This is a genomic window from Robertkochia aurantiaca (assembly GCF_020166495.1).
GTDB classification, from domain to species: domain Bacteria; phylum Bacteroidota; class Bacteroidia; order Flavobacteriales; family Flavobacteriaceae; genus Robertkochia; species Robertkochia aurantiaca.
This window is the reverse complement of record NZ_JAINZS010000006.1, coordinates 414,780-427,721: the sequence shown is the minus strand read 5'-3', so window position 1 is coordinate 427,721 and position 12,942 is coordinate 414,780. Positions and strand designations below refer to the sequence as shown.

Genomic DNA, 12,942 nt, shown 5'->3' with positions numbered 1-12,942 from the left:
AAATGAAAAAGAACACGATTATGGTGCTTGCGCTTTTGCTGGCAGGCACTGCCACTTATCTTTTCCTGAAACCGGCAGATTATATCGCTGCCTTTAACACCGAAACCAGTACGGGTAATCTCTTTCATGAGATCAATGCCTATACGACCCTTTCAGACAGTCTGACGGTGAAGAATGAGATCGCCCGTGAAGAATACCGGTATATCGAACAGGAGATCGCGTTTAAAGAAAGGAATTATAAGCTGAGGTGGGAGGTCGAGCAACTAACAGACAGCAGCAGCCGGGTTACTCTTAAGGTTACAGAACCGGGAAATTCCCTCAGGAACCGGGCTCTCATGTATTTTGAGGAATTACCGGTGGAACTGCACACCAAGGAACTCATCTACGATTTTAAAGACATACTCGATGATAACCTGGATCGGTTCCGCGTCAGGGTAGTCGGCGAAAGCGTTTCTCCCGACTCTTTTTGTGCCTGTTACAGCACTACCTCCACACCAGAGAAGAAAGCAAGGGAAATGATGCGTCACTATAACTATATCACCGGATTCCTGAACAAACACGAACTTCCGCTAAGGGGTAATCCGATGGTTCAGGTTACCGATTATAATGAGGAGACCAATGAGATCGCATTTGATTTCTGTTTTCCTGTGGATCAAACCGACAGCCTGCCGGAGCATCCTGAGATTTTCTACAAGAAGATCGAAGCATCACCCTCTATCAAGGCCGTGTTCAATGGAAACTATATCCACTCGAACCGTGCCTGGTATTCGATCTATGATTATGCTGTTAAACGCGATAAAGAGCTGGCGAAGCTCCCTCTGGAGATCTATCATGATAATCCGAATCAGGGAGGAAATGAACTGGCATGGACCACCGAGATCTTTATGCCGTTGGCAAATTAGGCAGAGTCTCTTTTTACCAGCGTGGTCTTGACCACTTCTTTCTGAGGTGGTTTCTGCTCGGCCATGTTTTCATTTTCGAGTCGTTCGATCAGTAAATGGGCTGCCTTTTCTCCGATCTCTTCCCCGTGCTGACTTACGGTGGTTAGTGAAGGACTGCTGCTTATGGAAATGATACCGTCGGTAAAACCGATCACCGAGAGTTCTTCGGGGACCTTGATACCTTCTTTCTGGGCCATTTTCATGGCGCTGACGGCGAAGAATTCAGTGACTGCAAAAACCGCATCGGCCTTTCGCTCTTTGATGACCTTTTCGATCGCCTCAAAGTTCTCATAGAAATCTTCCATGCGCAGTACCAGCTCCGGATCGTATTCGAGACCGGCATCTTCCAGGGCCTTTTTGTACCCTTCCATACGCAAACGGCCTACGCTCATATAATCAGGCATGGTGATCAGGGCAATACGTTTTCTGCCCTGCTCAGCCAGGTAACTCACAGCGCTGTAGGCACCGTGAAAGTCATCGATGATCACCTTATCACATTCCACTTCATCAGTCACCCTGTCGATAAGCACTACCGGCATCCCCTGGTTGATCACTTCTTTGATATGATGGAAATCCTGTTTGCGTTCGGTTCCTCTTGACAGCGACATAATGAAGCCATCGATGCTGCCATTGGCCAGCATCTCCATATTGATCACCTCTTTATCGAAAGACTCGTTCGAGATACAGACGATCACGTTATAACCCTTTTCCGTGGCATATCTTTCAATTCCCGTAATCACAGAAGAAAAGAAATAGTGTACGATCTCGGGAAGTATGATCCCGATGTTCTTGGTCTTTTGATTTTTCAGGCTAAGGGCAATATTGTTAGGCTTATAATTATGCTCCTTTGCAAAGGCCTGGATCATCTTCCGTGTTTTCTCACTTATCTCGGGGCTGTCTTTCAACGCCTTAGATACGGTCGAGATCGATACATTAAAACGTTTTGATATTTCCTTAAGGGTAATTTTCTTTTTCATTAATCGGCTGTGTTTCGCAGGATTAAAATTAGTGTTTTATCTTTAATACAGAATGGAAATTACACGAAACCCCGGCTTCGCATGAAATTCAAATCCTTGCTTTTCTATAACTCCCTCTTAATGACGCTTCTGAGTTGCAGTTACGACTACGGTCAATTGAAGATTATAGCCGACATGCCCGAACTACTGAACGAAAACTCAGCACTGGAAACCCTTCCCGGTTCTCCGCTGATATGGACGATCGCCGATTCAGGAAATGATGATCATATCTACGGCCTCGACCGGCAAGGAAATATAATCAAAGACCTTAACGTCGAGAATGCAGACAACGATGACTGGGAAGACCTGGCAACAGCTCCCGACGGAACCCTTTTTATCGGTGACTTCGGAAATAATGATAACGACCGGGATGACCTGGTCATATACAGGGTAAGAGATGTGCTGAAGGCTGAAGATGATGTGGAAGCGGAGGCAATTCGCTTCTATTATCCGGAACAAAAAGACTTCCCTCCGAAAAAGGAAGACTTTCATTATGATGCTGAAGCCATGTATTTCAGCAAGGGCTATTTATACGTCATCACCAAAAACAGGAGCAGTGATTTCGACGGAAGCGCCTATGTTTATAAAATTCCGGCTGAGCCCGGTGAACATGCGGCTGAGCTGTTGGGCACTTTGAAGACCTGTGATGAGCAAAATACTTGCTTTATCACCGGCGCCGACATCTCCGCTGATGGAAAAACGGTCGTACTTCTTGGTCATAATAAGATCTGGACCATAAGCAATTTCAAAAACGACGACATCACCACCGGCGAGATTACGGTGAGAGACATGGAATACTATTCACAGAAAGAAGGCATTTGCTTCAGCCCTGACGAAACCCATTTACTGATCAGCGATGAAAGACGCGGGATAAGCGGCGGGAATTTGTATGAGTTGGTGGTGGAGTGATTAGCCTGCGTGAAGGAATACAGTGAAGTTGGAACTGAAACCACACTGCAGTCCTGCTCTATTAATACTTCAACTAAACCTTTGTAAACAACCTCCCCCCAACCCCCTCCTTGCAAAGGAGGGGGAGATTTATGGCTTTCTTATATAACTCTCTAATCGGTTTGTAATACATCCTATATGAATGCACTTGAATTCCCCTCCTTTACAAGGAGGGGATGCCTGGCGTAGCCAGGCAGGGGTGGTTGTGACTAATGATAGCAGTATGCCAACCGGAAGGAAATGCCAGGCGCAGCCTGGCAGGGGTGGTTGTGACTAATCATGATAGTATGCCAGCCGGAAGGAAATGCCAGCCGGAAGGAAATGCCAGGGGATGGTTGCGCTGACAAAAGAGATAAAAAAAGTTAGGCTTCAGTATTATTTAGTATATTTTCTACAAAATATGATAGCATGAAACGCTTCTTTTTCAACCGCCTTTACACCTACCACTTTAGAAAAAAACTTCGAACTGAAGCTACACCCGCTGAAAAATACTTATGGTATCATCTGAAAAACCGTAAACTGAAAGGCCAAAAATTTCGAAGACAGTCTGGCTTGGGTAATTACATCGTAGACTTTTATTGCCCATCAGCAAAATTAGTGATCGAACTGGATGGTGCTCCCCATTTTAATCCCTTAAGCGAAGAAAAAGACATCAAAAGAGACCTGCACCTTCAAAGAATGGGTTTCAAAGTTCTAAGGTTTCGGAACGATGAAGTATTTAATGATACAGAAAACGTATTAAAAAAAATCGCCGGATACTTATAATTAAACATGTAAAGCTTTAAATCAACCTCCCCCCAACCCCCCTCCTTGCAAAGGAGGGGGAGATTTATGGCTTTCTTATATAACTCTCTAATCGGTTTGTAATACATCCTATATGAATGCACTTGAATTCCCCTCCTTTACAAGGAGGGGATGCCAGGCTCAGCCTGGCAGGGGTGGTTGTTATTAAATATAACAGCATGCTAGCCAAAAGGGGATGCCTGGCGTGGCCTGGCAGGGGTGGTTGTGATTAATTATAGCAGCATGCTAGCTGAAAGGGGATGCCAGGCGTGGTCTGGCAGGGGTGGTTGTGGTTAATTATAGCAGCATGCTAGCTGAAAGAGGATGCCAGGCATGGCCTGGCAGGGGTGGTTATGTTAAAGTACCATCAGGTTACACCCCCTGATATCAGAATTGTCAAAGCGACCCAGCACTTCGAAACCGCCACCGGGATGTAGCTTGCCCAGATCTTGTGTAGCGATAAAACTGCAGGAATTCACATTGGCAAGGTCGATGACATTGATTCCTCCCGTTCTGCCATTCTCCATATAGCTCAAAGGATCTTCAGTGTCTCTGACCAGAACCTGCATCCAGGGCGGAGCGTGAAAGATTCCGTTGCCCTTTGAATAGGCCTGAGAAAGCAGTTCGGTCATTCCGTATTCAGAGTGAATGGCGTCGATACCGAAACCATTACATAAGGCCTCATGCAGCTCTTCCCGAATCATCTCCCTGCGCCTGCCTTTCATTCCGCCGGTCTCCATTACCAGGGTGTTTTTCAGTTCGAATGAATGTGATTCGATCAGATCGAGCAGCGCAAAAGAAACCCCTATAAGTAGTGTTTTCTCTCCGGCAGCGTCGACCTTTCTGAGAAGGGCAGCCAGTTCATCCAGTTCGTTCAGGTAAAATCCACTGATCTTCTTCTTCGATCGTTCTATCAGTTCAGCCACCATATAGATCAAAGAGGAGCCTTCCCGTTCCAGGTAAGAAGGCAATAAGGCCAGGATATTGTAATCCTGAGGGTCACCATAAAACAGCTCAAAAGCTTTCATAAAACTCTGCTCATAAGCACCCAGGTTAGCCACATAATGTTTGCTGGGGATCGTTCCCGTAGTCCCGCTACTGCTAAAAACCTGCATGGCCGAAGTGTCTGAAGTGATGATCTTTTTAGACTTAAAGAAAGCTATGGGAAGAAAGGGGATCTCTTCAAGCGTTTTCACCGCGTTCCTGTCGGTTTGCAGCAACTCACAGAATTCCCTGTAGACGGGCACATTGTCGTACTGATAATTAAAAACCTCCAGGGCTCTCTCCCGGAACTCTTCCTTATTGGAAATATCAAAAACAGCCCTGACGTTCATGCCTTTCATTAAGAACGCAAAAGTACGAAAATGAAAAAGCACCCCGAAGGGTGCTTTAACAGAATTTATAAATGCAGATTACAATCTGGCATCTATCCACGTCCAGCTGGAGATATCAACCGGCGTTCCGTTCCAAACATCATCAGTGGCAGTGCTTAAAGGCGTACCATCTACAAAGATGTTTGACACAGGTCCGCCATCTCGCATATCAACTAAGGTTGCATATCCTGAAATAGAAGCATTGGTAAAAGTAGCTCCTGATTCCTTTTTGAATTGCAGGGCGGTTCCTCCGGTAGAAGAAACAGCAGTAAAGTTGATTAGTTTAGGGTTGGCGTTAACTCCGTCAGCTTCAACAGCTGTAGAGAAACCTGTAATATCGTGAAGTACATATGTATCGGTAATTGTTCCGTTCCATCCTTCGGTCCAGTCAACCGCATCGTCTTCGTTATCCTGAAGATAAATATTGGCCGCACTTACGGTACCTCCGAAGAATTCAACTCCGTCATCGGCTCCGTTGATAACCGCGATGTTCTGAACGGTGGTTCCTGAACCTACAGCATAGAAAGAGATTCCGTTATACTGAGATTCAGCATTGATCTGAGCTCCACTTCCTATAACAACCAGGTTAGAGATGTTACCTGAACTGTCAGCATCGTCATTTCCTCCGTAAATGAAACCTCCCACTTCGGCTACTGCATCAACACCGGCAGTGGTAGAAGCATTTCCGCAGATGGTAAGTCCACCCCAGTCACCGGCCATTTCATTGGCTGAAGACATAACTACAGGATTCTCTTCAGTTCCCTGAATGTCGATGGTTCCTCCTTTAAGTACTGCGATGTAAACATCTGTTCCACCGGCTCTGGCAGTGATCTTGGTTCCCGCAGGAATGGTAAGCGAAGCACCGTTCTCAACGATAAGCGAAGAGTTCAGCGTGTAAGCTACTGAAGCATCGAGTACAACATCACCGGTGATGGTTCCCTGAAGTATATCTTCAGCTACCTCTCCCCGGTTAGAGACCCAGTCAAACATACTAACATCTACAGTCGCAGGAGCGGTATAGGTCAGTTCAGGATTTGCATCGGCGCCGTCGATCTGGATGTTTGCCAGAGGACCGTTGTCACGCATATCGATAGAAGTATCATATCCGGTAAGTGACAATCCGGTGATGGTAGCACCTGATTCCTTTTTGAACTGTAATGCAGTTCCTCCGGTTTCTGAAACAGCAGTAAAATTGGTGATGGTAGGGTTCTGGTTTTCACCATCTGCTTCTATGGCAGTTGAAAAACCGGTGATAGTGTGCAATACGTAGGTGTTTGTGATCGCACCGTCCCATCCTTCGGTCCAGTCTACTGAATCATCTTCATTATTTTCGAGGTACAGGTTCTCTACTGAAACCGAACCTCCGAAGAATTCAACTCCGTCATCAGCACCGTCAAGTATCGCCACGTTAGAGATGGTAGTACCAGAACCGACTGCATAAAGAGATAGTCCGTTATACTGCGACTCAGAGTTGATCTGTGCTCCGGCACCTTCGATGACCAGGTAATTGATATTCCCCGAGTTATCTGCTGGATTGGTTCCACCGTATACCAGTCCGCCTACTTCAGCAATGGCATCAACTCCTTCGGTGGTAATACCTTCTCCACAAAGAAGTAGTCCACCCCAGTCACCGGCATTCCCGTTGACAGAAGTCATGATTACCGGTTCAGACATGGTTCCCTGAACGTCGATCTGAGCTCCTTTTAATACGGCTATATAGTTTTCTGTTCCCGCATCTGATGTGATGGTGGTACCGGCAGGAATGGTCAGGGTAGCTCCCGCCTCAACCAGCAGGGTTCCTTTCAGTTCGTATGCTATAGCGGGGTCCAGGATGGAATCCTGGCTGATAGTTCCCTGCAGTTCGGTTTCGACATCGGGAGTTTCTCCTCCTCCACCGTCGGGCGGAATAACGATACCGCTATCGTCACTGCTACAGCCAACAAAGGCGACTGCTGCGAACAGAGAGGCAAAGGCTGTGATTTTCATCATGTTAGTTTTCATAATTTCTGATTTAAAATTTAGATTATTGGGTTAAAATGTATAGTTAACGCCCAGGTTCAGTATCGCACCACGGGTATAAGACCTCACGTCTACTTCGCGCTCAATACCTGTGGTACTGGGTTTTATCAACTGTGTTCTTCTTATCTCAGGATTTAACAGATTCAATCCCCTGAACTGAAAGCTCCAATGATCACCAAAGTCTTTTCTCAAAACGGCGTCAAGGGTGACAAAACCTTTTTCAATGATGTCATCATTATAGAACAAATCTCCTGCGGTTTGTATTTCAGGTGCACCAATGGCAAAGATCCTGTCAGAAGCGTAATTCGCCGTTAGCGACGCATTAAATGGATTCGCTCCCTTGGTATTGAAGATCAGACTTGAATTCAAGATCCAGTCAGAAGCTCCCTGAAGGCCATTAGTGGTTTTATTGTTATACTGGAAGGTTCTTATAAAGTTTCCGTTCTCGTCACGTATCTCTTTAAGATCCTGCTCATGCCACATACGGGTGGCGTTCAGGTTAAGTGCCAGGTCATATCCCTTATCTTCCTCTGCACTTTTTATCAGGTCCAGTCGGGTTTCAAGTTCCATCCCGTAAACCTCAGCCTCATCTCCTGAATTGAAATAAGAGAACACGCCTGCCGACCCACGATCCTGTACCTTGTTAATAGGGTCTTCGATCAGTTTGTAAAAGGTCGCAACAGAGATCAGCTGAGAAGCACTTGGAAAGAATTCCCATTTCAGATCATAGTTATAGTTCGTTGAAGCTTCCAGATCAGGGTTACCTCTGGTCACCTGCCCTGTCTGAGACACGTATTCAAAGGGAGCTATCTCCTTGAATTCGGGAAGGGTAATGGTACGGCTGGTCGCAAAACGAATCGCCTGGTTCTCATTGATATTGTATTTCAGGTTCAGGCTGGGGTACAGGTTACTGTAAGCCTTGTCAGCCTCACCGATTCTTCCGGGGATGTTACCCACATCGTAAAGCACATAGATGTCATCGTTCTGATACCTTACGCCCAGGTTGATATTCCACTTGTCAAGTGCAAGGTTCATATTGGCAAACCCGGCATATGACTGAAGCTCTCCTTCGTAACGATCGGGAGAAAGGAAGTTGTAGGTAAGCAAACCACTTTCAAAATTTTCCGGGGTAAAAATGCTGCTCAGATCATCTATAGAAGGAGGATTGATAGCATTTGTGGCTCTTTCTTCTACTCCGACAAACTGTGAAATGAAATTACGGCTCTTGTTTCTATAGCTTCCCCCGATAGTCACATCAAGAGTGGTATTCTCGGTATCTATAAAGGTCTGCTTGTCTTTTACAAAACCGTTATACTCATTATCGGTGATCTTTTGCAGGGATTTTCTCTGTTGAAAACCTCCGGTACGTCCCAGTTGCACGAAATCATCATCGAAGTTGACCTCATTTCTGATTCGGTTGGGCTCATCTGCATTAACATTGTTATATCCTAATCCCCAGTTAAGCTGGTTTTTATCGGTAAGGAAGTTCTGTCCCGATAGCTGGGTGATCCACAGGGTTGTCTGCTTGGTATTCTGGTCACGAATAAACTGCCCCAGACCTTCAACCGGTTCGGTTTCCTCGAATATCGCCCCCACTCCGTTACGACCTCCTTCAAAGATCTGATCGCTCAGCGTATTGATCAAAAGGGTATTAAACTTGATCTTGTTGCGATAGTCCATTTTATAGGTCACATCAAGCAAGCCTGATGTATTTACATTTCGTTGGAAGTTCTCTACATCGGTCAGGGTATCTTCGATGAAATTCGAACGGAACTGACGAAAAACTCCTTTTCGGTATTCATTCGAAATAGATTGCCTACCGGTTGCCAGTACGCTCAGCTTCTCTCCGATCTTCTTCCCGGCAGTGATCTGATAACGATAGTTCATAGGGAATTCCTGAGTCTGGGTATTCCAAGACTGCTGGGTGATGTTGGAAAATATATTTCCGCTTGGATTGTAATACCCGGCAGTTACATCGTTTTGGTTCGGCGAAACTTTAAAATTACTCCAAACCCCATTTTGAGCAACATTTGTATTGATGCCCGTAAGAGCTCCTGCAGAAAATTGCTCATCTCCCACAAGCTCCCTCGAAGAAATATCGATGGTACCAGATGCCTGATCTGCATAGTTTTCAACACCGTACGTCTTGCTTACTCCAATGTTTTGAATCAGACTGGTTGGGAATAACCCCAGGTCGATGTTCTTCCGCTCAATATCATCTGAGGGAATAGGTAACCCGTTAAGAGTGGTCGATAAATAACGATCTCCCAATCCTCTTACGAAAACGTCACCTGAGCCTTCACTGGTTGAAACTCCTGATATTTTGGTGGTTGCAGTGGCAGCATCAGACACTCCAATTGTTGTTAATTGTTGTGCTCCGATACTCTCTTTAATCTCTACCGCTTTTTTCTGATCAAGTAACAGAGCGGTTTCTGAATCTCTTCTTACCGTAGTGGTCACTACTACTTCGTCAAGGCTTACACTACCAGCACCTAAGGCTGTATTGATCTCTGTAACCTTTCCTGCTTCAACCACTACATTTGGTATTTCAAGGGTTTCGTACCCCACAAAACTTACTACTACGGTATAGGTACCCGGCTCCATATTTGGAATTTCATAAAGGCCGTCCATATCAGTGGTCGTTCCTTTAGTGGATCCTTGTATCTGCACGTTGGCAAACGGAAGCGGTTCGTTATTCATTTCCTTATCGGTAATAAGTCCCATAATTGATCCGGGGCTACCCTCCTGGGCAAAAATTGACGTTGAAACAAATGTCAACATCAGCAACAGTAATCTCTTCATGTCTACGTTTATAAATTCTGCCGCAAAATAACGGCCTAATCAGACGAAGCACGTTAGCTAAAAATTAAAGCTCTCTGGGGTACAGGTTACATTATTGTTATCATATTAAATCAATGTTAAGCCCTTTGGTGAATAAATTTTATCTTTACTTTTGACCATAAGAATCAATCACTTATTTCATGAAAAAGAAGGAAACCAAGATCCTTTTAGTAGACGATGAGCCGGATATCCTGGAGATCGTGAGCTATAATCTTTCTGCGGAAGGATACAATGTTTCAACTGCCGAAGGTGGCCATGAAGCAATCGCAAAAGCAAAAAAGGAAAAACCGCACCTTATAATCTTAGATGTGATGATGCCCGAAATGGACGGGATCGAAACCTGTGAGAAAATGCGTGCCATTCCTGAACTAAGCCAGACCATCATCACTTTCCTGACTGCCCGGGGAGAAGATTATTCTCAGGTGGCCGGTTTCGAGGCGGGTGCAGACGACTATATCACCAAACCGATCAAGCCCAAAGTGCTTACTTCAAAGGTAAAGGCCCTGCTGCGCCGACTGAAGGAAGAAGACCAGGCCGAAGACAACAAGACCAAAGTGGGTGACATCATCATCAACCGTGATGAATATAAGATCACCCAGAATGGTAAAGACATCGTTCTGCCGCGCAAGGAATTTGAACTGCTTTCACTGCTTGCATCGCGCCCGGGAAAGGTCTTTAAAAGAGAAGACATACTCGATAAGGTATGGGGGAATGAAGTGGTTGTAGGTGGCAGAACCATAGATGTACACATCAGGAAACTGCGCGAAAAGATAGGTGATCACCACTTCAAAACCGTGAAAGGTGTGGGCTACAAGTTTGTGCTTTAATTATTAAAACTGTAATTTGGTGAGATAACTGCATACCTCTGTGAAGTAAGATCGTATGCTTATTTTTCGCCTTCTTGAAATTCTTGAAAACCAAACTAAAAAAATCCTACCGCTTTGCCCTACGGTCTTCTCTGCTGATCACCCTTATCAGCAGCTTGCTGTTTGCAGTTTTCATTTATGCATTCGGTCAATTCAAGTTCCCTCTGGTTTTAGGATTCGCACTTATTTTATTTATCGTCTGCTTCTTTGTAATACAGATAAGGGTGGAGCGCTTTATTTACAAACGGGTCAAACAGATATATGATGATGTAACCCTTCTTGAATCGAGCAGTTTCCAGGATCAGCCGATCACCACCGACATGAAAACGCTTACCCAGGAGATCGAAAAATTCGCAGAGAACAAAAAAATGGAGATCGAATCTTTAAAGATCCGGGAGAACTACCGAAAGGAATTCCTGGGAAACGTTTCCCATGAGCTGAAAACTCCTTTATTTACCGTACAGGGCTATATTCTCACCCTTCTCGACGGGGCCATGAAAGACAAATCTGTACGCAAAAAATACCTGGCCCGCGCAAATAAAGGCGTGGAGAGGCTGATCTACATCGTACGCGACCTCGACATGATCAGCAAACTCGAATCAGGAGACCTGCACCTTGAAAGGGAAGAATTCGATATCGTAGAGTTGGTTCAGGGCGTATTCGATATGCTGGAAATGAAAGCCAATAAAAAGAACATCACCCTGACCTTCGATATCGAGTATCCTGAGCCGGTGCTGGTATATGCCGACAAGGAACGCATTCAGCAGGTGGTCACCAACCTGGTCGTGAATTCCATAAAATACGGTAAAGAATCAGGCACCACCGAGGTGAGTATCGAAGACCTGATTCGCAATAAGGTAATCGTAAGGGTGACCGATAACGGTGAGGGAATCGAGTCACAAAATATTCCCCGGCTGTTCGAACGCTTTTACCGGGTCGATAAAAGCGGAAGCCGTCGTGAGGGAGGTTCGGGTCTCGGACTTTCGATCGTTAAACATATCATTGAAGCTCATAAAGAAAAGATCTACGTCGAAAGCGTATACGGGGTAGGCTCAGAATTCTCATTCACCCTCGAAAAGGCTAAAAAGCCCGTTGAGATCAAAACAGGACCCCAGGTGCGTAAAACCTGAATAATCAACTGACCTTTCCAATTTATCCAGTGAAAAATCATCCTGCCTGCAAAAGGGAACCACTTTTTCCTGATCGAGCAGTGCTGCCAGGTATTCCTGTTCGTACTGTCCCGGGGTGGGTATAAAGAACGCTTTCTTCCCCAGCTTGGCAAGATCCATAATAGTGGTGTAACCCGAACGACTCAGGATCAGGGTACTTGAATTAAAGGCCTTTTCAAGCTGACCTGAGTTCATATAATTATATACCACCATATTGTTTTGCTTGTACATGCACTGCTGTTTCCCGATCTGTCCTCTTACGAACAGTACTTTCCCCTTGAATTCAGGAAGCCTATCCATCAGTATGTCTTCAAGCATACTTCGCTGGGGTTCCGGACCCGACAAGACGACCATGAGATCATAACAGGCAGGTACTTCCCGTTTTCTGAGCCGACTTAGCGGCCCGATATAGACAAGGTTAGCCGCCCCGTTCTTCATATGCCCCAACCGACCGCTCAGATTCGGCTCCTGCTCAAAATCGGGAACCCAACATTGATCGAAACGCCTGATGATTCGCTGATGCATTTTAGAACTGATCCATGTAGTGTTACCTGAAAGCACATTCAGCTGATGGGTGATAATGACCGAAGGCACCAGGGTCGAACAGACACCCAGACGGTTATCAGATATAATCCCCTTCAGATCCAGTTCTCCGACGAGTCTGGCGGTTAACGCTCTTTCCTTACGAACAGCTGCCATGATCTTATGAGAATCGAGCATCATTCTCCACTTGAAGTACCTGGCTTTTTCGGCATATCGAATATGATACGATGGCAGTTCATGGCTATCAAGGTGAGGGAATTCCAGTCGAAGAAGCTGCAAGGCTGCCCCATCTGATGCAAGTACCGGCTCGTATCCGGCCTTTTCGAGCTGTTTGATCACGGGGATGCAACGGGTGGCATGACCCAACCCCCAGTTAAGAGGAGCAACCAGTATGCGTTTCTTCATTTTCATAGGTCCAAAGAAACTTTATTTTCCGGTGCACC

General features: G+C 45.5%; 11 protein-coding genes. 6 read left to right on the top strand and 5 right to left on the bottom strand.

Going from position 1 to position 12,942, the window contains the following annotated elements:
* Positions 1-2: 2 nt before the first annotated feature.
* Complete coding sequence (locus K7R10_RS13085) at positions 3-902, top strand: GyrI-like domain-containing protein (RefSeq protein ID WP_224485170.1); 900 nt, start codon at positions 3-5, stop codon at positions 900-902.
* Here K7R10_RS13085 and K7R10_RS13080 read toward each other — a convergent pair.
* Positions 899-1,918, bottom strand: a complete 1,020-nt coding sequence (locus K7R10_RS13080) for a LacI family DNA-binding transcriptional regulator (protein WP_224485169.1) — start codon at positions 1,916-1,918, stop codon at positions 899-901. The two genes, K7R10_RS13085 and K7R10_RS13080, sit on opposite strands and share 4 nt — an antisense overlap.
* 81 nt (positions 1,919-1,999) lie before the next feature.
* Here K7R10_RS13080 and K7R10_RS13075 point away from each other — a divergent pair, with 81 nt between their 5' ends.
* From K7R10_RS13075 to K7R10_RS13070, 3 genes are all read left to right on the top strand, one after another.
* A complete protein-coding gene (locus K7R10_RS13075) occupies positions 2,000-2,866 on the top strand; it encodes a hypothetical protein (RefSeq protein ID WP_224485168.1) in 867 nt (288 codons plus the stop codon).
* A gap of 251 nt (positions 2,867-3,117) precedes the next feature.
* Positions 3,118-3,249 carry a hypothetical protein gene (locus tag K7R10_RS15290; protein ID WP_255610516.1) on the top strand — a complete coding sequence of 44 codons (132 nt, stop codon included), beginning with the start codon at positions 3,118-3,120 and terminating at the stop codon, positions 3,247-3,249.
* A gap of 64 nt (positions 3,250-3,313) precedes the next feature.
* Positions 3,314-3,670: an endonuclease domain-containing protein gene (locus K7R10_RS13070; protein ID WP_224485167.1), complete on the top strand. Its 357-nt coding sequence runs from the start codon at positions 3,314-3,316 to the stop codon at positions 3,668-3,670.
* A gap of 374 nt (positions 3,671-4,044) precedes the next feature.
* On the opposite strand, the gene K7R10_RS13065 is transcribed toward K7R10_RS13070, so the two are convergent.
* The 3 genes from K7R10_RS13065 to K7R10_RS13055 form a co-directional block, all read right to left on the bottom strand.
* Entirely contained in the window at positions 4,045-5,022 is a 978-nt protein-coding gene (locus tag K7R10_RS13065) for a LuxE/PaaK family acyltransferase (RefSeq protein WP_224485279.1), read from the bottom strand.
* Positions 5,023-5,100: 78 nt separating this feature from the next.
* Positions 5,101-7,062: a beta-helix domain-containing protein gene (locus tag K7R10_RS13060; protein ID WP_224485166.1), complete on the bottom strand. Its 1,962-nt coding sequence runs from the start codon at positions 7,060-7,062 to the stop codon at positions 5,101-5,103.
* Positions 7,063-7,092: 30 nt separating this feature from the next.
* A complete protein-coding gene (locus tag K7R10_RS13055; RefSeq protein WP_224485165.1) occupies positions 7,093-9,882 on the bottom strand; it encodes a TonB-dependent receptor in 2,790 nt (929 codons plus the stop codon).
* A 179-nt stretch (positions 9,883-10,061) separates the two neighbouring features.
* Here K7R10_RS13055 and K7R10_RS13050 point away from each other — a divergent pair, with 179 nt between their 5' ends.
* Both K7R10_RS13050 and K7R10_RS13045 read left to right on the top strand, forming a co-directional pair.
* Entirely contained in the window at positions 10,062-10,748 is a 687-nt protein-coding gene (locus K7R10_RS13050) for a response regulator transcription factor (protein ID WP_224485164.1), read from the top strand.
* Positions 10,749-10,951: 203 nt separating this feature from the next.
* The gene (locus K7R10_RS13045; protein ID WP_370631318.1) at positions 10,952-11,917 is read left to right on the top strand and encodes a sensor histidine kinase; all 966 of its coding nucleotides are present in this window, start codon (positions 10,952-10,954) and stop codon (positions 11,915-11,917) included.
* On the opposite strand, the gene K7R10_RS13040 is transcribed toward K7R10_RS13045, so the two are convergent.
* Positions 11,849-12,910, bottom strand: a complete 1,062-nt coding sequence (locus K7R10_RS13040; RefSeq protein WP_224485162.1) for a glycosyltransferase — start codon at positions 12,908-12,910, stop codon at positions 11,849-11,851. The two genes, K7R10_RS13045 and K7R10_RS13040, sit on opposite strands and share 69 nt — an antisense overlap.
* Positions 12,911-12,942 lie beyond the last annotated feature (32 nt).